The sequence below is a fragment of the Ochrobactrum sp. AP1BH01-1 genome (genome assembly GCF_018066705.1).
Taxonomy (GTDB): domain Bacteria; phylum Pseudomonadota; class Alphaproteobacteria; order Rhizobiales; family Rhizobiaceae; genus Brucella.
On the sequence record NZ_JAGPOU010000002.1, the window covers coordinates 507,674 to 526,341 of the forward strand.

An 18,668-nucleotide genomic window follows, 5' to 3' on the forward strand; every position below is an offset into this window, starting at 1 on the left:
TTGACAATGATGTTCGCAGCACATTTCCGGGGCCGTCCGGTGCTCAAAATTTTTGAACGCCGATCAGTCCGCAATGGCTTGACCTTCGGCTCCAGCCATTGGATTCGATGTCTTGGGCGAACCAAACGGTTTTCCATACGTTTTCCGAACTTCAGCAGTCACGAACGAAACAGCCGAGGATAAGATTATGCGCTATCTGCACACGATGGTCCGAATTCGCGACATCGATGAATCTCTCGATTTTTATGTAAACAAACTCGGCCTTGAAGAAATCCGCCGCACCGAAAATGAGAAAGGCCGCTTCACGCTGATCTTTCTCGCCGCGCCTTCCGATACGGACCGAGCAAAGGCGGAGCGTGCGCCGGAACTGGAACTGACCTACAACTGGGACCCGGAAACCTATACGGGCGGACGCAATTTCGGCCATCTGGCCTATATGGTCGATGACATCTATGCCACCTGCCAGAAGCTGCAGGACCAGGGCGTCACCATCAACCGTCCGCCGCGCGACGGCCATATGGCCTTCATCAAGTCGCCCGATGGCATTTCCATCGAACTGATCCAGAAGGGCGAACGCCTCCCCCCGCAGGAACCATGGGCCTCCGCCGAAAACATCGGCACCTGGTAACAGAGACATGCGCAAAACAAAAAGCCCGGTCGCGAGACCGGGCTTTTCTTAATTCCGAGCGGTTATTCCGTTCCCTGAATGGCTGCAAGCTGCCATTCGCCGCCATCCTTGCGGATAAATGTCCAGAGCTCGACGCTTTCCACCGGCTCGTTGGGATTGCCTTCGACGACAGCGCCGGTATTGCGATCCAGCATCACGTCGATTGCGGAATAGCGGATCGCGACGGTTGCGTATTCGGCATCGCCTTCGCGCCAGGCCTCCGACACATCGCCCTGCAACAGCTTCACGTCCTTCACTTCGTTGCGCATGCCGCTGGAAGCGATTTCGCCCAGCTCTTCAGCCAGATAGGACATGGCTTCCGGGGTTGTGAGCTTGCGCAGCGCTGCATAATCCTCACGGCCATAAGCGGTCTGGATCTCGGAAAGCATCTGCTCGAAACGATCCAGATCTTCCTGACCGACATCCATCGGTTCGTCTTCAACCGCCGAAGCGGCGGGAGCGGCTTCCTGCTTGGTTTCAAACGGGTTGACCGACGGCGTGCGGCCACCGAAACCTGCCAGGGGACCAGCTTGCGGAGCCGAACTCTTTGCCGCGCCGAAGGGCTGCGCGCCTGCATTACCCGCACCCGCCGCTGCCGGCTGACGGCGGTTTGCGAACATGCGCATGACGAACATGGCAATGAGCGCGATAACAGCGACCTGCAGGATCAGGCCGAACATGCCGGCAAGACCGCCAAGCCCGTTACCGAGCAACATGCCGATCAGACCGCCGACGAGAAGACCGCCCAGCATGGAACGGCCGAAATTGCCGAACATGCCGCCGGAACGCGTTGCCTGCGCCGCATTCTGCGTCGCGCCTGCCGCGGGGCGGGTGGTCTGTGTCGCGCCGGTGTTCGGCGTCATGGAACGTTCGATGGGCGCCGCATTGTTAGGCGCGGTCCGCGTCGGCGCCGGCGCAGAATAGGTGCGCGCGCCACGACTGCCGAAACCGCCACCGCCCGCGCGGCGAGCCTCGGCGAAATCGACTGCAGCAAAGGAGGCAATCAGCCCCAACACCATTGCAGCTGTCAGTTTGGTCAGGCGGTTTCCGGAACCCGGCATCGGCTTCTCCCATTTAGAGTCATGTCTGAATGTTTAAATCAGTGCTCATATGGGAATTGGCCCCCGCCCCTCACAAGAGCGTGAATACAAAAAATCCTGAAATTTCAGACGGGCCCAGGAAACTTTAAACGGGCAAAGCCGCGTCCAGAAGCTGTATCTGAGGAGTGACCGAGCCATTCCAGTGGTTTAGCGACAGATTGCCTGCAACATGCACGCTCTGGCCGATATTGTTGAACAGGAACCGCCCAAGATCGCCTTCCGCAGCCCGGAAGGCTATGGCATTGACGCGCTTTCCGTCCGCGCCGCGCAACGCAACGCGCACATGATCGCGCCCGACGCCGCGTACATCGGCCAGTATGTGATGCGGCAGCGCCAATATGGGCTGCGGATGCGCCGAGCCATATGGCCCGGCCTTCTGCAAGGCTTCATAGAGCGATACCGTGGCGCCCGACGCGGCCAGCGCGCCATCGATGGAAAGGCTCTGGTTTTCGCGCAGGCGCGAGACGATGTGCGCCGATTCCTCTTCAAGATAGGCACGCAGAGCGCCCAGATTGCCGCGCTCAATGGTGATGCCGGCGGCCATGGCATGGCCGCCGCCCTTGACGAGCAGCCCGCGTTCCATCGCGCCGCGCACCAGCTTGCCCAGATCGAGCCCCATGATCGAACGACCGGAGCCCGAACCAACCCCATTGGCGTTGAAGGCAATGGCAAAGGCCGGTCGCCGCGCTTTTTCTTTCAACCGTGAAGCGAGCAGCCCGACGATGCCGGGATGCCAGCGGTCGCTTGCCGTCACAATCACCGATGCGCCCGCACCACCGGAAATTTCCAGCGAAGCCTCCGCCTCGGCCTCCATGAGCATTTCCGCTTCCATGGCCTGCCGCTCCTGATTGAGCCGGTCAAGCTCAACAGCGATGCGATCCGCCATTGCGGGATCATCCAGCGTCAGCAGCCGTGCGCCAAGTCCCGCGTCGCCGATGCGTCCGCCCGCATTGATGCGGGGCCCGATGAGATATCCAAGATGGAAGACATTGAGCGGCTCGCCGATGCGCGCCACGCGTCCCAGTGCCGCGAGACCGACATTGCTCTGCGAGCGCGCAACGACCAGTCCTTTGACGACGAAAGCCCGATTAACGCCAGTCAGTGGCACCACGTCGCAAACCGTAGCAAGCGCCACCAGATCGAGCAGGGAAAGCAGATCGGGGCCCGGCCCTTTGCCGCGCTCCCGCAAGATTTTGGCCACCTGCACCAGCGTCAGAAAGACCACGCCCGCCGCGCAGAGATGCCCCTGCTGCGAAATATCGTCTTCGCGGTTCGGATTGACGATAGCAACCGCATCTTCCGGCAGGTCGCCGCCAACCTGGTGGTGATCGAGCACGACCACATCGGCCCCGGCCTGCTTCGCTGCCGTAATGGAAGGCGCGCTGTTGGTGCCGCAATCCACAGTGACGATCAGGGTTGCGCCCTTGGCGACCAGATCGCGCATGGCATCGGGGTTAGGGCCGTAGCCTTCGAAAATCCGGTCGGGGATATAGATGGAGTGCTGAATGCCGTAATGCTTGAGAAAACGCGCCATTAAAGCGGAAGAACAGGCCCCATCGACATCATAATCGCCGAAGATGGCCACGGTCTCGCGGCGCAGAATGGCATCGGCAATGCGGCCTGCCGCATTCTCCATATCTGTGAGCGTCGCCGGATCGGGCATGAGATTGCGCAAAGTCGGATCAACAAACTCCGGCGCGCCTTCCACGGACACGCCTCGCCCGGCCAGCACGCGGGCGACGAGATCGGTAATGCCGTGATGCTGCGCAATGGCGAGGGCCGTGTTGGCCTCACGCAGGCCAAGCCGGTCCACCCATTTCTGCCCGGTTGCGGATTGTTTTATTCCGAGGAAAAAGCGCTCTGTCGTCATGAGATTCTAAAGACACAAAAGGCGGCAGACGGTCAAGCCGGACGATTTTTATCTCGCCAGTCGGCCGGACTAAGCGACGTCACCCGCCGAAACTCCCGATTGAAGTTCGATTTGGTCTGAAACCCGGATTCGAACATGACCGTTGTTATCGAAATGTCGTCCTTCTCAAGCCGCCGGCAAGCTTCGGCAATTCGATAATCGTTGATGAAACGGGAAACATTCTGGCCCGTCAGCCGGTTGATGGCGCCCGATATCTGGCGCGCCGGAATAGAGGCGCGCCGGGCCAGCCGCGACAGCGTCAGATTTTCATCGAGAAAGAGCTTTTGCTCAGTCAAAAGCGCTTCGACCTTATCCAGAACATTGCGATCTATTTCGACACTGGGCGCCGTTGGCGTCGTTTCGAAATCCGGTTCTGGCGAAGCTTTGGCGCGAGCCGCCGCCAGTGCGGTCAGGCCGATGAGAAACAGGCCCAGCAGATTGGCATTGCCGATGATCGCAGCCGTATAATCGCCTTTCCGCCATTGGAAATCCAGCACCACTATCAAATCGAACAAGGCAGAAAAGCACAGTGACGCAGCGGCAATGACAAGAGCCCGATGAGCTGCCACCGCACTATCGAGGCGCGCCGCATCCAAGGCATCGGGGCCAGAGCGCCCAAGCAACAGCAAGGCAAACGCATAGCCAACGTAAAGCCCAATCAGCGCCACGTCGATCAAAGCAGGTGCGAAATAGACCATTGCGGCAATGACGAATGGCGGCAATGCGTGAAACCAGACCAGAACGTTATCGTCTGCTTTCGCCTGATGGATGAGGGTTCTGAAACTCATCAGCGTCAGCCCCGGCAGGCAACTGGCCAGAACAGGCAGAACAAAGCGCAGTTCCGTAATGCCATAGCCCCAGCGCAAACCGACGATGAGTGATTGCAACGCGCACAATCCCAACACGAGCAGGAAGGAACGGTTCGCTCCGCGCCAGCCGAACCGATGCAGCAGGACAGCCATCAGCAGAAGAAGCAAAAGTGTGGAAACGAAAGGCAAGGGAATGAAAATCATAAAGCACACACGACCAACATGCAGACAGCAGATCATGGCCCAAATCGCGATCGGAAACGACCTGAATCATGATCAAGGACGCAGTTCACGTGAAATCGGATGACGTTCTCCCTGTTCTTTCAACCACGGGAGATAATCATGTTTCCTTGTCGTATCATAACTGCTGTTCTCACACTTCTGATCGCCGCCCCCATTCAGGCGCACGAGGTCGGCCAGCGAGAAATCAGGTTCAACAACGCGCAAACAGGCCGCAATCTTGAAGTCGGCATATGGTATCCAGCCGCAACCGGCGGCAAAACTTCCCTTGTCGGAGACAATGAAGTGTTCAAAGGCGCTCCGGCAGCAAACGATGCCCCGCCCGAAAAAGGCAGCTTTCCGCTGATCGTCATGTCACATGGTTCCGGCGGACGTTTTGCGGGCATGGCGTGGCTTGCAACCGAACTGGCCAAGGCGGGCTTCATCGTTGCGGCGCCCAATCACCCCGGCACAACCAGTGGCGATTCCACACCGCAGGACACTCCGAAAATCTGGGAGCGCACCGGAGACCTGTCGGCGGTGATCGATACGATGACAACCGATCCGAAATGGCGCGCGATAATTGACGAGGACAGGATCAGCGTTCTCGGCTTTTCGCTCGGCGGCGCAGCAGCCATGGAAATTGCTGGCGCTAGGGCCAATCTCGAATCCTATGCCCGCTATTGTGATACCTACAACAAGTGGGATTGCGCGTGGTACGCCGGTGGCGTCGGCTATCGAAATAACGAGCGGATCAAGGTCGACAAGGTCGATTTGCGCTCGGTCGACAAAAAACGCTTCGAGCAATCCAATCTCGACCGCCGCATCGCATCAGCCGTAATCATCGATCCCGGACTTGCACAAGCCTACGATGAACAGAGCCTTGCATCGATTTCAATCCCCATGAACTTCATCAATCTCGGCGAAGTCGGGACAATTCCTACGGGAATTGCTGCTGACAAGCTGGCATCGATCACACCGCAGGGAACTTATGCCGCCATCGCTGGCGCTAACCATTTCAGCTTCATGCCTGAATGCAAGAAAGGCGCCGCGGCATTACTGAAAGCCGGAGGAGAGATAGACCCTGTTTGCGATGATGTCCGTCGTCCGCGTGCGGACATTCATGCAGACATTATAAGATTGGTGTTGAAGGCGTTGCAAACTAAGCCGAAAACCTGAATCTGAACGCGAACATATCAAAGGCGGCATTTTGCAATGCCGCCTTTGATAAAGCCTGAGGACCGACAGATCCTAGAACTTCGACAGATCCTGATGGCGCGCCTTGATCTCGCGGACAGTCTGCGAGCTTGAACGCATGACGATGGTGTGCGTCTGGATATAATCGCGGGCAAACTTGACGCCGGAAAGCATGTTGCCGTCCGTCACTCCGGTCGCGGCGAAGAGCACATCGCCCTTGGCCATCTCTTCCATCGTATAGACCTTCTTCGGGTCTGAAATGCCCATCTTGGCGGCACGGGCGATCTTTTCATCGGTATTGAGCTGGAGACGGCCCTGCATCTGGCCGCCGATGCAGCGCAGCGCTGCCGCAGCCAGAACGCCTTCCGGCGCGCCGCCAATGCCGATATAGATGTCGATGCCGGTTTCGTCCGGGTTGGTCGTGTGCATGACACCGGCCACGTCACCATCGCCGATGAGGCGGATCGCAGCACCGGTCGCGCGCACTTCCTCGATCAGACGCGCATGGCGCGGGCGATCCATGATGCAGGCGGTGATTTCATTCGGCTTCACGCCCTTCGCCTTGGCGACGGACATAATGTTGTCCGTCGGGCTGGCATCGAGGTCCACAACGCCCTTCGAGTAGCCCGGACCGACGGCGATCTTTTCCATGTAGACGTCAGGCGCGTAAAGAAGATTGCCTTTCTCGGCGATCGCGATGACTGCGAGCGAGTTCGGCAGGTTCTTGGCGCAGATCGTCGTGCCTTCCAGCGGATCAAGCGCAATATCGACGTCCGGCCCCTGCTTGGTGCCGACCTCTTCACCGATATAGAGCATCGGCGCTTCGTCGCGCTCACCTTCACCGATGACGACCGTGCCGGCAATCGGAAGTCGATTCAATTCCTGACGCATGGCATCAACGGCGGCCTGATCGGCGGCCATCTCGTCGCCACGGCCACGCAGCCTCGCCGCCGCCACTGCTGCACGCTCGGCCACGCGGACCAGTTCGAGTGTGAGAATGCGATCGAGTCCCTGGACTAATCCATGCGGGTGCTGCTCTGCGGTCTTGGCCATTTGAACAAAGTCCTGAATTCGAATTGCGTGGTTGCGGAGCACAAAGCCCGCAATTGCCGCCTTTTATAGCGACACTGTGAAAACCTTTTGTCAAAGTCCCCCGTTCCCCGCAAGGGCGAGAAGCTAAAAACATTGTACGCTCAAACTCTTAATCGATTTAAGCAATACACGCTTCGTTTCACGCCGCCGACCGGATGTGAACACTCACCCGGCCGGAAGTTATTAAATCGACTGAAGAAGTTGCAGCTATTCAGCTTCCGATAGCATCGAAGAAAAACTCCGGGCTTTCCACTTCGACCAGTCTTTTTCTTTCGATCACCCAGAAACGGTTGCCGACATTGCGAACAAAACTGCGGTCATGCGAGACGATCAGGCTCGCCGCCTCATTGCGCAGCAGTTCCACCTCCAGCGCTTCCTGGCCTTCGATATCCAGATGGTTGGTCGGTTCATCCAGAATATAGAAGTTTGGATTGGTCAGCCGCAGGACCAGCATCGCCAAACGCGCCTTCTGCCCGCCGGACAGTCGTTCAAGCGGCTTGGCCTGCATTTCAAGCGTCATGCCCGCACCGGCGAGCAGGGAGCGCGTCCGCTGGTCGCCAATATCGAAGCGTCTGGCAATCGTCTCGAACGGTGTCCAGTCCGGACGGAGTTCCGACAGGGCCTGATCGCTATATCCGAGCACGAGAGACGGCGTCGCCTTGATCCCTGTCTGGGCCCGTTCGGGGGCAAGAATGGCCCCACGGACCAGCGTCAGCAGCCGCGTCTTGCCCATGCCGTTGGCGCCCAGCAGGACGATACGGTCGCCCGGATTGATCCAGAGCTGTCCGGTCTTGAAGAGCAGCCTTCCGTCCGGCGTCGCAATCTCAGCCTGATCGAGAACAACCAGCGCCTTGGCGTGGCTGCCGCGGCTGTTCAAGATGATCTTGCCCGCAGAGCGTTCCACATGCGCGGCCTTGGCGCTTTCCTCGATCTTGTCGGCCCGCGCCTTCAACTGCTTGGTCTTGACCACGAGCAGGTCGCTGCCGGAATTGATGCCGATATTGTTGAGCTTCGCCGCCTGTCGGCGCAATTGCTGGACCGTCTTCATGTCCTTTTCGAACTGCCGGGCGTCCGCCGCGTCGATTTCATCGAGCGCACCCCGTGCCTGGCTATAGGGCAAGGCGAAAACGGGCGACTTTTCCGCCCTCAGGAACAGGGTGCGCTTCGTCACCGCATCCAGAAAGGCGCGGTCATGACTGCTGACCACGACCGCGACCGAGCGTGGCAGCGCGTTCAGCCAGTCTTCCAGAAGCCGCACCTTTTCGAGATCCAGATGGTTGGTAGGCTCATCGAGCAGGAGAACATCGGGTTCCGACACCCATGCGCGGGCCAGAAGCGCAAGCCGCTGCCAGCCGCCGCTGAGTTGGCGCACGGGAAGCTGGCGCAATTCATCGGCCACGCGCAGATCATCCAGAACGATATCGGCGCGCCAGCTTTCATAATCGCGGGCTTCTTCGTCGAGCCCATCCAGCACAACCTCGTAGAAACTGCGGTCTAAAAGGCTTTCCGGAACGTATTGGCTGACATAACCGATCTTCAATCCACGCGAACGAGTGATCGTGCCGAGCGTTGGCTCGCCTTCTCCGACGAGAAGTCGCAGAAGGCTGGTCTTGCCGCGCCCGTTGGCAGCAACGAGACCGAGGCGCTCGCCCTCGCCTATGACGAGATCGAGATTGGCAAAGAGGGGTTCATGAAGGGTAAGCGAAAGATTCTGGATAGAAACAAGAGACATGGCAATCGGCCCAATTCTGCCACGCACGAACGCCCGGTTTCCAAACCGCGATACGCATGAATGTGCTGGCGAATGTCCGGCAGCGGTCGATGACCGCGCCTTCCGGAAAAGGCAGAATAAGACAGCGGCTTCAATGTCTGGATCAAAAAGCAGCAGGTCGTGGCGAAAATGGTGATTTTCGAGTACCGGAGCGCAATGTACTGGGCGTACATGAGCACCGGAACGTAGGGAATTGCCATTTGCAGACCGGCATGGTGACTTTTGGAACAGACACCTAGTCTTTTTCCGCCCTGCACAAGTTACTTATGCAGGGCAAAATCGGGGCCGTGCTGACGGTGATGATCATGACGCGTCACATACATCGTACAGCCCCCCTTTTCCTGTTCTTGTCTCGTTAAATGAATCAAAGCCGGATCGCTTCCGGCCCGGCTTTGATAACAAGGATGCGTCGAACCCGCAAGGGAGCAGAATATCCGTAGTCAGCCTGCCCGCTCGATACGGATCATCTGCGGCTTGTCGACCAGATGGTCGTCCTTGAGGATCGCCTCCAGCGCCTTTTTGACAGCCGATTCGGTCGTCTCATGGGTGACGAGAATGACCGTCTTGATACCTTCCTTCGCTGCGTCGTCCATAGGCGGACGCTGCACGATCGATTCCAGCGAGATGTCGTTTTCCGCCATGCGCTTGGCGATGGCCGCGAAAGCGCCGATACGGTCAAGCACGGTCAGGCGGATGAAGTAACCGCCCGCGTGCTTGCGCATCTTGGCGCGCTTATACGGCTGCAATGCCTTGGCGGGCGTGCCGAAAACCGGCCCATGCTGGAAGCCCGGACGGCTCTTGGCAATATCGGCAACGTCGCCAATGACGGCAGATGCGGTCGCATTGCCGCCCGCGCCGGGACCGGAAAGCAGCAGCTCGCCCAGAAGATCCGTTTCGATTGCCACGGCATTGGTCACACCATGCACCTGCGCGATGACCGACGAGGTCGGCACCATGGTCGGATGCACGCGCTGTTCGATGCCCGTATCGGTCTTCTGTGCGACGCCTAAAAGCTTGATGCGATAGCCGAGCTCATCGGCGGCGCGAATATCGGCCAGCGAAATATTGCTGATGCCTTCGAGATAGATGTCATCGGCAGCGATCTGCGTACCGAAGGCAAGGCTGGTAAGAAGCGCCAGCTTGTGCGCCGTATCGTTGCCTTCAATATCGAAGGTCGGATCGGCTTCGGCATAGCCGAGGCGCTGCGCGTCCTTGAGGCAGGCTTCGAACGAAATTCCCTCTTCCCACATCCGGGTCAGGATGTAGTTGCAGGTGCCGTTCATGATGCCATAGACGCGCGAAACCGTGTTGCCGGTCAGCGATTCACGCATCGCCTTGATGACCGGAATGCCGCCCGCAACAGCGGCTTCAAAATTGAGCAGGACGCCCTTGTCCTCGGCGATCTTGGCAAGCGCAACGCCGTGCCGTGCCAGCAGCGCCTTGTTGGCCGTGACCACATGACGACCGGCGCGCAGAGCCGCTTCGACGGAAGCCCTGGCCGGGCCATCCTCGCCGCCGATCAATTCCACAAAAACGTCGATATCGGCAGATTTGGCCAACTCGACCGGATCGTCGAACCAGGCAATGCCGGAAAGGTCGATGCCGCGATCCCTTGTGCGGTCACGAGCACTGACCGCCGTAACCGTAACAGGCTTGCCGCATTGGCGCGTGAGCATTTCGGACTTGTCACGCAGGATACGCAACACCGAAGCACCAACGGTGCCGAGGCCGGCAACGCCGATCCGTAATGCATCACTCATTATTTCGACCTTCTGTATGGAGTGGTTTGTCGGGTGGGATGCTACGGGCGGCGAGTTGCCGCCCAAAGCCGTTCTCAAAAATTATCCGCGACGGCCTTCGAGCGGAATTACATTCTGCAGATTCTCGTCCTTGGCGGAGAGGAATCGCTTGATGTTACGCGCGGCCTGACGGATGCGGTGCTCGTTCTCGACCAGCGCGATACGCACGTAATCGTCGCCGTGTTCGCCGAAACCGATACCCGGCGCGACAGCCACGTCGGCCTGCTCGACCAGAAGCTTGGAAAATTCAAGCGAACCCAGCGAACGGAAGCGTTCCGGGATCGGAACCCAGGCGAACATGGTTGCAGCCGGCGGCGGAACGTCCCAACCAGCACGGCCAAAGCTTTCGACCAGCACGTCGCGACGCTGTTTATAAACATTGCGCACGTAGGAAATGTCGCTTCCATCGCCATTCAATGCTGCTGTCGCAGCCACCTGAATCGGTGTGAACGCGCCATAATCGAGATAAGACTTCACGCGGGTCAAAGCGGCGATCAGGCGTTCATTGCCGACCGCAAAGCCCATGCGCCAGCCCGGCATGGAGAATGTCTTCGACATGGAGGTAAACTCGACGGTCACATCCATGGCGCCCGGCACTTCCAGCACCGATGGCGGCGGATTGCCGTCGAAATAGATTTCCGAATAGGCAAGATCCGACAGGATGACGATGTCATGCTTGCGCGCAAAAGCCACCACATCTTTATAGAAATCGAGCGTCGCCACATACGCCGTCGGGTTGGACGGGAAATTGAGGATGAGCGCGATCGGCTTCGGGATCGAGTGCTTCACACCGCGCTCAAGCGTCGGGATGAAGTTCTCGTCCGGCTTGGCCTGAACCGAGCGGATCACACCGCCCGACATGATGAAGCCGAAGGAGTGGATCGGATAGGTCGGATCCGGGCACAGAACCACATCGCCCGGCGCGGTGATGGCCTGCGCCATATTGGCGAAACCTTCCTTGGAGCCAAGCGTGGCAACAACCTGCGTATCCGGATTGAGCTTTACGCCAAAGCGGCGCGCATAATATTGCGCCTGCGCACGACGCAGGCCGGGAATGCCCTTGGACGCCGAATAACGATGCGCGCGAGGGTCCTGAACTGCTTCGCACAGCTTGTCGACGATATTCTGCGGGGTCGGCAGATCGGGATTGCCCATGCCAAGATCGATGATGTCGGCGCCCGCCGCTCGCGCCGATGCCTTCAGACGGTTGACCTGTTCAAAGACATAAGGGGGCAGACGACGGACTTTATGGAATTCTTCCGACATGATCCTGTTCCAGTGGAGGGTTGAACGTAATGGCGCGTATGCGCCGCAAAGGAGCTATACACCTGTTCTCGAATCGGGTCGAGACGTGTTGCCGCGTCAAAGAACGCGGTTTTCGTCTTTAGAGCACATCCCGAAAAGTGTGAAACGGTTTTCGGATAAGATGAGCGCCAAAAACCAAAGAAGAGGACTTACTCTTCCCCGCTTTCGATCTGTTTCAGGGTAGCGTCCGTTTCCTGCTGGGCCTGCTTGCGCAGGGCCGCAGCCTCGGCGGGCGTGAATCCCGCGCCGCCGGTTCTGGATGCCGCCAGACGCGTGCGGTCGGCATCAAGCTTCGTTGTAAGCTGCTGCTTTTCTTCTGCGGTGATTTGCGCGGTCGCAGCCTTCGGCATATGGCCGAATGTCGGGAAAACACCGGTACGCGAAGCGCCTTCCTGCGGCGTGCCCTGAAACTCTTTCCCACCCGCGCATGCCGTGAGCATCGCCGCCGCTGTTGCTGCCAGCAAAAGGTTGGCGATCTGCCGCGTGCGCTTGGTCATGTTTCTGTTCCCGGTTGATGCCGCATAAGGCGCTGTCGCTTGCAGCGCCAGACAAAGATAAAGCAATTGGCAAGGGATAGCACCAAGTCGAGGCGTCCTGTCAACAAGTGAGTGACGCAAATCGGAAATTCGCCTTTAAAGGACGCGGCGCATCGCCGCCAGCCGGCCTGCCAGACAGGAAAGAGAATGTAACCAAGAGTTACATGAAGTAATATTTCGTTATAAACGAATATTCCACGCGAAACGCCAAGTCATTTAACACCATATGCGCATCCATAGTTGCGCTCGGCGATTAAAAAACTTAAAAATTGGTAACGAATTGCCCGACAGGTGATTTGTCCACTACAGCGGAATGAGCGTCATTGCTCTGAAGTGACCATCATAACACGCTGATATTTCTGAATTTCTTTCCCGGCAAAAACAGTCGGGAGCTGTGGGGACGATCAGCCACTGGATGTGACGTCAGCCCCGCACGGGAGAGCCGATCTCCCGAAACCAGGTAAGCCCGGATGAATTCGGGTCGCCAAACTGGTCAGGGAAATCGAGCTGGAGCAGACTGTTGAAATTTGCACATTCTACACGCCGGACCTCCGGCAGGTTTCTATCAGGCAGCGTGGCTTTGCTCGCGCTTCTTGTCACGTCCTGCACGTCAACGGGTACGGGCCTTGACGGCAAGCCGCTTCAGATGACCTCGGCCACCGATGGCTCCGTCATTGCGGACACATTGCAAAGCGCCGCTGACCAGACAGCCGCCGCCGAGGCTCCGGCGGCCTCCTCCACGGAAGAGAAAAAAGCGGAAGCAAAGCCCGGCGAAACAAAGACTGCCGTTGTGGCAGAGGCGACAAACACCAATAATAAGGTGCAGGCGAAGCTGGCCGAAACTGCTGCGGCCGCCAAGCAGCAGCCGACGGAGGTCGCCGCCCTCGCCCCGCAACAGCCGAAGAGCACATCGCTCTTTGGCATGTTTGGCGGCAGCAAGCCCGCAGCGCCGGAACCGGCTCAAGCTGCGGAACAGCCCGCGGAAGCGGCTCCAGCCGAAACCGCGAAGAAGCCGCAGGAACAGGCAAAGGAAGAAAAGACAGCCGAGGCAGCGGAACCGCAGCAGACACCAACTGCAAAGCCTGCCGAGGCTGAAAAGCCGGTTCAGGTCGCTTCCCTGTTTGGTTCCACCAAGAGCGCTTACGCCTCGCCGCAGCGCCCAACGGCCTCACAAGGCAGTATTGCCCGGCTTTTCTCCGACGAATCGACCGGCACGCGCTCCGACAGAACGGAAAACAAGAAGCTTGCTGTCGTGAAGCCGGTTTCGCCCTCCGCGAAGCACGATTACAATTATTCACTGCCGGGTGTGCGCCCCAATGGCGGCATCGAGATCAAGCATCGCAACAGTCTCTATGACGATAGCGATATCGATGCCAACGAAGACGATGAATTTGCAAACGTAACGCTTGCTTCGGCTCCCGGCCTCGCCCGGCTCGCACCCAACGGCCTGAAGGTACAACGAGAGACGGTGGACGTTGCCTGTCTCAAGCCGCAGCTCGTGTCCATGCTGAAAACCATGGAGCGTCATTTCCGCCGTCCGGTGATGGTGACGTCCGGCTATCGCAGCCCCTCCTACAATCGCAAGGTCAATGGCGCCCGCAAATCACTCCATATGATCTGCGCCGCAGCCGACATTCAGATCGACGGCGTTTCCAAATGGGAAATCGCCCGCTTCGCCCGCTCCATGCCGGGGCGCGGCGGTGTCGGCACCTACTGCCACACGACTTCGGTTCACGTCGACGTCGGACCTGAACGCGACTGGAACTGGCGCTGCAAGGGCTGAGGAACCATCGCTGCGGAATACCGGAAGCCGGATCGCATGATCCGGCTTTTTCTTTTGCCTTTATTTTTCAAGGCAGTAGCAAAACGGGTCGCAAAAATTTCCCCATTTTTGCAGTACCCTCGTTTTTTTTCAGAAAAGTGTTCTTTGGGGCTTGCGAGTCAGAACCTTCCTGAATATAAGCCCACTCACACCAGCAACGGGCGCCCATCGTCTAGCGGTTAGGACGCCGCCCTTTCACGGCGGAAACAGGGGTTCGATTCCCCTTGGGCGTACCATTGCTGGTTTTTCTTTTCCCCTTACAATTCAATCTGTTAGCGTTTGATATGCGCCGCTTTGCGCTGTCTGAACTTATTCACAAACAGGTGAAAAAGGGGCTTGCATGTCGGAAATTTCCTGACTATAAGCGCCCCACACCAGCAACGGGCGCCCATCGTCTAGCGGTTAGGACGCCGCCCTTTCACGGCGGAAACAGGGGTTCGATTCCCCTTGGGCGTACCATTGCTGGTTTTTCTTTTCCCTTAGAATTGACGCAAATATTACTGGCTGATTTGCCAGGATGTTGCTACGCGCCAGGCTGCACCCCTTTCGCAAGGACAGCATGATGTCGAAAGCAACAGCAATCGTTCCCACCGCCCATGCCAGCCGCTATCTGCAGCAGCTTTGCAAGCATTGGGCGCACAAATTCGCGGTCGAATTCACCCCAGAACACGGCACCATCGATTTAGGCGAGAATCGTCTCGTGATTCTCGAAGCCGACGCGGAAAAACTGACCACGACTGTCGAAACCTCGGAAGAAAACCTCGCCCGCCTCGAAGAAGTAGTGGAAAGCCATATCGTCCGCTTCGCGTTTCGCGAGGAACTCGTCTTCGACTGGGTAAAAAACTAGCAAAGGCGGCGGGCGTTTACCCTATCTGTAAAATGCCCGCAAATTGCCCGGAATAGCCATCATCGCATCACATTCCGGGCAAATTCTCCCGCGAAATTCCTCCCAGTTTCAAATGACTGATTTGATGGGGAAGAATAATGACGAGCGAAACAAGAACCACCCTCACCTTTCTCGGCGCTGGCCTCATTGCTGCGGCAATGGCTCTCAGTGCGGATATGAGCTGGGCCGACCTCATCAAGGTCCTGTTCTGACCCGGGCCTGGTTTATCGACTATTTCCGCGAAGCTATCAGAAAATCCTTTCGCATACGCGCCGAACTGCTCTACATCGGCGTATGATTTTCCAAACACCTCTGATTACCGGCAGGCTGGAACGCCGCTACAAAAGATTTCTTGCCGACGTCACGCTTGATGACGGGCGCTTCATCACAGCTTCCGTGCCCAATACCGGTTCGATGCTCGGACTGACTGCTCCGGGTTCCCGCGTCTGGCTGAGTGTTTCGGATGCCCCCCATCGCAAATATGCCCATACGCTGCAGATCGTCGAAGCGGATAATACGCTGGTCGGCGTGAACACCGGCTTGCCCAACAGAATCGCCGAGGAAGCGATCCTGACAGGCCTCATTCCCGATCTGGCGGGATATGTGAGCCTGAAGCGCGAGCAGAAATATGGCCGGAATTCGCGCATTGATCTTCTGCTGGATGACGGTCCCCGGCAGCGGACCTATGTCGAGGTCAAGAATGTGCATTTCATCCGGACGCCCGGCCTCGCCGAATTTCCCGATACGGTGACGGCGCGCGGTGCAAAACACCTCGATGAACTTGTCGATGTCGTGGCCGCTGGTCATCGGGGCGTGATGCTGTTTATTATCCAGCGAAACGACTGCAGCAGATTCAGTATTTCCGGCGACCTGGACCCCACTTACGCACGAGCTTTTGAGCGTGCTCGTTCATCCGGGGTTGAGGCCTGGGCCGTTCGGTGCCACATAACGGATAACAGCATTGACGCCACCGAGCTGGTGCCAATTGAGTAAATGAGACGGATCGAGTGATGGTAACCTATATCGAAGCGACAAGCGCACCCATGAAATATACGGGCCAGATCAGGCTTTACGGCCCGGAAGCTTTCGAGGGCATGCGCACGGTCTGCAATCTGACGGCGCGCTGCCTCGATGCCCTCAACGATATCGTCAAGCCGGGCGTGACCACCAACGAAATCGACCGCTTCGTGTTCGAGTTCGGCATGGATCACGGCGCGTTCCCGGCAACGCTGAATTATCGCGGCTATACGAAATCGACCTGCACATCGATCAATCACGTCGTCTGCCACGGCATTCCGAACGACAAGCCGCTGCGCGAAGGCGATATCGTCAATATCGACGTCACCTACCTCCTCGATGGCTGGCACGGCGATTCCAGCCGCATGTATGCAGTCGGTGAAATCAAGCGCGCTGCCGAGCGGCTGCTGGAAGTTACCTATGAAAGCCTTTTGCGCGGGATCGCGGCCGTCAAGCCGGGCGCCAAGACCGGCGCAATCGGTGCGGCGATCCAGAGCTATGCCGAGGGAGAGCGTTGTTCCGTCGTGCGCGACTTCTGCGGTCACGGCGTCGGACAGCTTTTCCATGACGCTCCGAACATCCTTCATTACGGCACGCCGAATGAAGGTGTGGAAATCAAGGAAGGCATGATCTTCACCATCGAGCCGATGATCAATCTCGGCAAGCCGCATGTGAAGGTTCTTGCCGATGGCTGGACGGCGGTCACGCGAGATCGGTCGCTGACGGCACAATATGAACATACGGTAGGCGTCACGAAAGACGGCTGTGAGATATTCACACTCTCCCCAGCCAATGTCTTCGGACCGCCTTCCATGCGATAATGTCGAAGTGATATTATATCGATAATTGTCTGGTCTGTTTTTGCGGGGGTTTAAACAGGATGGCAAAGAGCAAGAATGAGCCGGGTAACGCGCAGTTGCTCGGCTTCAGCGACACGCTGCAATTAGCGCCCAAAATCGACAAGCCGCATTACGCCGGACATCGCGATCGTCTCAAACGGCGCTTCAGGGAAACTCCCGATGCGCTGGCTGACTATGAATTGCTCGAAATGCTGCTGTTTCGGGCTATTCGCCGCGCCGACACCAAACCGCTTGCCAAGGCGCTTTTGACCCGGTTCGGCACGATTGCCGAAGTGCTGGCCGCACCCGAGAAGCTGATTGCCGAAGTTCCCGGCGCCGGTCCCACCGTCGCGCATGAACTCAAGCTTGTGGAAGCCGTCGCCAAGCGAAGCGCGCGCAGCACGGTCATGGAGCGGGAAGTGCTCGGCTCATGGAACAAGGTGATCGAATATTGTACCACCGCCATGGCTTACGAGACCCGAGAGCAGTTCAGAATCCTGTTCCTCGACAAGAAGAACAAGATGATTGCCGATGAAGTGCAGCAGACCGGCACGGTCGACCACACGCCAGTCTATCCGCGTGAGGTTATCAAACGGGCGCTGGAACTTTCTGCGACGGCCATTATTCTGGTGCACAATCACCCCTCCGGCGACCCGACACCATCACGCGCCGACATCGACATGACGAAGCAGCTCGTCAATGCCGCCAAGGCGCTCAACATCACGGTGCACGACCATGTCATCGTCGGGAAGCACGGCCATGCGAGCTTCCGCGGGCTTGGATTGATCTGACACAAACTCCGGCACCAAGCAGTTACCGATTGTTAAGCATAGCGCAAAGAATGGTTGCGCTATGCGTGGAAATCGCTCGAATTTTCTTAAATTTGGACACAATCAGAGGTGAGACGGAAGCCAGAGCGAAGGCAAGGCCTTTCGATGGCAATAATGAATTCAGGCATGTTTCCCGCCAGCGTTTTCGGACGGGAAAATCGGAGTAAAAAATGTTAAAGCGTTCTATCACCGCAGTGGCGCTTGGCGCCGCAATCGTTGCTTTTGCAGGTTCGGCCTTCGCTGCCGACATGATGGGAGCAACCGATTATTCCTATAACGATCCGGTTGCCAGCGGCCCGCATGACTGGTCCGGCAATTATATCGGCGCGCAGATCGGCGCTTCTTCGTCCAAGATCCCCGGTCCCTTCACCAACCGCACTGGCGCTTTGGGCGGTGTCGTCGTCGGCAAGAACATGCAGAGCGGCAATGTCGTGTTCGGTGCAGAACTCGAAGGCAACTTCGCCGAAGCGGAGCATCGCATCGGCCATGGCGGCAGCCTCCAGCAGTCCTGGAACGGCAATGCCAAGGGCAAGGTCGGCTATGCTTTCGACAAGACGCTGGTTTATGGCACGGCTGGCTACGGCGTGACGCGCTTCAAGGCCAAGGACAACACGACTTCCGCTCCAGGCTGGGAAGGCGGCGCGCTGATCGGCGCAGGTGTCGAGCAGGCACTGACCGGCCCGCTTTCCGTCAAGGCCGAGTATGACTTCCAGCGCTTCGGCGACGTGAAGTCCCGCGTCAACGGCGTGGAACAGCGCAACAACCTGAAGAACCATTCAATCAAGGCCGGCTTGAACTACAAGTTCTAGATCCGCAGACGGGATGCGAAACTTCATTCTGTTTTCGCATCAAGCAATTCGTCTTTTGCAC

General features: G+C 58.0%; 16 protein-coding genes and 2 tRNA genes. 10 read left to right on the forward strand and 8 right to left on the reverse strand.

What is annotated here, in order from left to right:
* Nucleotides 1-187: 187 nt before the first annotated feature.
* Nucleotides 188-628: a lactoylglutathione lyase gene (gene gloA / locus J9800_RS07860; RefSeq protein WP_112592368.1), complete on the forward strand. Its 441-nt coding sequence runs from the start codon at nt 188-190 to the stop codon at nt 626-628.
* A 62-nt stretch (nt 629-690) separates the two neighbouring features.
* Here gloA and J9800_RS07865 read toward each other — a convergent pair whose 3' ends face one another.
* The 3 genes from J9800_RS07865 to J9800_RS07875 form a co-directional block, all read right to left on the reverse strand.
* Nucleotides 691-1,728, reverse strand: a complete 1,038-nt coding sequence (locus tag J9800_RS07865) for a Tim44 domain-containing protein (protein ID WP_114216634.1) — start codon at nt 1,726-1,728, stop codon at nt 691-693.
* A gap of 124 nt (nt 1,729-1,852) precedes the next feature.
* On the reverse strand, nt 1,853-3,637 hold the full coding sequence (gene recJ, locus J9800_RS07870) for a single-stranded-DNA-specific exonuclease RecJ (RefSeq protein WP_114216635.1): 1,785 nt from the start codon (nt 3,635-3,637) through the stop codon (nt 1,853-1,855).
* Between the two features lie 32 nt (nt 3,638-3,669).
* Nucleotides 3,670-4,689 carry a helix-turn-helix domain-containing protein gene (locus tag J9800_RS07875; protein ID WP_205315968.1) on the reverse strand — a complete coding sequence of 340 codons (1,020 nt, stop codon included), beginning with the start codon at nt 4,687-4,689 and terminating at the stop codon, nt 3,670-3,672.
* A 138-nt stretch (nt 4,690-4,827) separates the two neighbouring features.
* Here J9800_RS07875 and J9800_RS07880 point away from each other — a divergent pair, with 138 nt between their 5' ends.
* The gene (locus tag J9800_RS07880) at nt 4,828-5,883 is read left to right on the forward strand and encodes an alpha/beta hydrolase family protein (RefSeq protein WP_114216637.1); all 1,056 of its coding nucleotides are present in this window, start codon (nt 4,828-4,830) and stop codon (nt 5,881-5,883) included.
* Between the two features lie 72 nt (nt 5,884-5,955).
* Here J9800_RS07880 and glpX read toward each other — a convergent pair whose 3' ends face one another.
* The 5 genes from glpX to J9800_RS07905 form a co-directional block, all read right to left on the reverse strand.
* Nucleotides 5,956-6,954, reverse strand: coding sequence for a class II fructose-bisphosphatase (glpX, locus tag J9800_RS07885; RefSeq protein ID WP_114216638.1), 999 nt, complete (start codon nt 6,952-6,954; stop codon nt 5,956-5,958).
* Nucleotides 6,955-7,204: 250 nt separating this feature from the next.
* Nucleotides 7,205-8,725: an ABC-F family ATP-binding cassette domain-containing protein gene (locus J9800_RS07890; RefSeq protein ID WP_114216639.1), complete on the reverse strand. Its 1,521-nt coding sequence runs from the start codon at nt 8,723-8,725 to the stop codon at nt 7,205-7,207.
* Nucleotides 8,726-9,204: 479 nt separating this feature from the next.
* Nucleotides 9,205-10,524: a homoserine dehydrogenase gene (locus tag J9800_RS07895; protein ID WP_114216641.1), complete on the reverse strand. Its 1,320-nt coding sequence runs from the start codon at nt 10,522-10,524 to the stop codon at nt 9,205-9,207.
* Nucleotides 10,525-10,605: 81 nt separating this feature from the next.
* Nucleotides 10,606-11,829, reverse strand: a complete 1,224-nt coding sequence (locus J9800_RS07900) for an LL-diaminopimelate aminotransferase (protein ID WP_112592380.1) — start codon at nt 11,827-11,829, stop codon at nt 10,606-10,608.
* A 188-nt stretch (nt 11,830-12,017) separates the two neighbouring features.
* Nucleotides 12,018-12,365, reverse strand: coding sequence for a hypothetical protein (locus tag J9800_RS07905; protein WP_114216642.1), 348 nt, complete (start codon nt 12,363-12,365; stop codon nt 12,018-12,020).
* Between the two features lie 559 nt (nt 12,366-12,924).
* On the opposite strand from J9800_RS07905, the gene J9800_RS07910 reads away from it, so the two are divergent.
* The 8 genes from J9800_RS07910 to J9800_RS07945 all read left to right on the forward strand — a co-directional run bounded on the left by J9800_RS07910 (nt 12,925) and on the right by J9800_RS07945 (nt 18,607).
* Entirely contained in the window at nt 12,925-14,187 is a 1,263-nt protein-coding gene (locus J9800_RS07910; protein ID WP_210845685.1) for a YcbK family protein, read from the forward strand.
* Between the two features lie 200 nt (nt 14,188-14,387).
* Nucleotides 14,388-14,462 (forward strand) — tRNA-Glu (locus J9800_RS07915).
* 148 nt (nt 14,463-14,610) lie between these two features.
* Nucleotides 14,611-14,685, forward strand: a tRNA-Glu gene (locus tag J9800_RS07920).
* 103 nt (nt 14,686-14,788) lie between these two features.
* Nucleotides 14,789-15,073, forward strand: a complete 285-nt coding sequence (locus J9800_RS07925; protein WP_114216840.1) for a DUF2218 domain-containing protein — start codon at nt 14,789-14,791, stop codon at nt 15,071-15,073.
* Between the two features lie 333 nt (nt 15,074-15,406).
* The gene (gene sfsA, locus J9800_RS07930; RefSeq protein ID WP_114216644.1) at nt 15,407-16,105 is read left to right on the forward strand and encodes a DNA/RNA nuclease SfsA; all 699 of its coding nucleotides are present in this window, start codon (nt 15,407-15,409) and stop codon (nt 16,103-16,105) included.
* Between the two features lie 17 nt (nt 16,106-16,122).
* Nucleotides 16,123-16,950, forward strand: a complete 828-nt coding sequence (gene map, locus J9800_RS07935) for a type I methionyl aminopeptidase (RefSeq protein WP_114216645.1) — start codon at nt 16,123-16,125, stop codon at nt 16,948-16,950.
* Nucleotides 16,951-17,009: 59 nt separating this feature from the next.
* Entirely contained in the window at nt 17,010-17,759 is a 750-nt protein-coding gene (radC, locus tag J9800_RS07940) for a RadC family protein (RefSeq protein WP_114216646.1), read from the forward strand.
* Nucleotides 17,760-17,968: 209 nt separating this feature from the next.
* Entirely contained in the window at nt 17,969-18,607 is a 639-nt protein-coding gene (locus J9800_RS07945) for an outer membrane protein (protein ID WP_114216647.1), read from the forward strand.
* Nucleotides 18,608-18,668: the final 61 nt, after the last annotated feature.

Excerpts from the sequence above, each read along its gene's own strand:
- gloA (WP_112592368.1), top strand. The coding sequence starts at position 188 with ATGCGCTATCTGCACACGATGGTCCGAATTCGCGACATCGATGAATCT.
- J9800_RS07865 (WP_114216634.1), bottom strand. The coding sequence starts at position 1,728 with ATGCCGGGTTCCGGAAACCGCCTGACCAAACTGACAGCTGCAATGGTG.
- recJ (WP_114216635.1), bottom strand. The coding sequence starts at position 3,637 with ATGACGACAGAGCGCTTTTTCCTCGGAATAAAACAATCCGCAACCGGG.
- J9800_RS07875 (WP_205315968.1), bottom strand. The coding sequence starts at position 4,689 with ATGATTTTCATTCCCTTGCCTTTCGTTTCCACACTTTTGCTTCTTCTG.
- J9800_RS07880 (WP_114216637.1), top strand. The coding sequence starts at position 4,828 with ATGTTTCCTTGTCGTATCATAACTGCTGTTCTCACACTTCTGATCGCC.
- glpX (WP_114216638.1), bottom strand. The coding sequence starts at position 6,954 with ATGGCCAAGACCGCAGAGCAGCACCCGCATGGATTAGTCCAGGGACTC.
- J9800_RS07890 (WP_114216639.1), bottom strand. The coding sequence starts at position 8,725 with ATGTCTCTTGTTTCTATCCAGAATCTTTCGCTTACCCTTCATGAACCC.
- J9800_RS07895 (WP_114216641.1), bottom strand. The coding sequence starts at position 10,524 with ATGAGTGATGCATTACGGATCGGCGTTGCCGGCCTCGGCACCGTTGGT.
- J9800_RS07900 (WP_112592380.1), bottom strand. The coding sequence starts at position 11,829 with ATGTCGGAAGAATTCCATAAAGTCCGTCGTCTGCCCCCTTATGTCTTT.
- J9800_RS07905 (WP_114216642.1), bottom strand. The coding sequence starts at position 12,365 with ATGACCAAGCGCACGCGGCAGATCGCCAACCTTTTGCTGGCAGCAACA.
- J9800_RS07925 (WP_114216840.1), top strand. The coding sequence starts at position 14,789 with ATGTCGAAAGCAACAGCAATCGTTCCCACCGCCCATGCCAGCCGCTAT.
- sfsA (WP_114216644.1), top strand. The coding sequence starts at position 15,407 with ATGATTTTCCAAACACCTCTGATTACCGGCAGGCTGGAACGCCGCTAC.
- map (WP_114216645.1), top strand. The coding sequence starts at position 16,123 with ATGGTAACCTATATCGAAGCGACAAGCGCACCCATGAAATATACGGGC.
- radC (WP_114216646.1), top strand. The coding sequence starts at position 17,010 with ATGGCAAAGAGCAAGAATGAGCCGGGTAACGCGCAGTTGCTCGGCTTC.
- J9800_RS07945 (WP_114216647.1), top strand. The coding sequence starts at position 17,969 with ATGTTAAAGCGTTCTATCACCGCAGTGGCGCTTGGCGCCGCAATCGTT.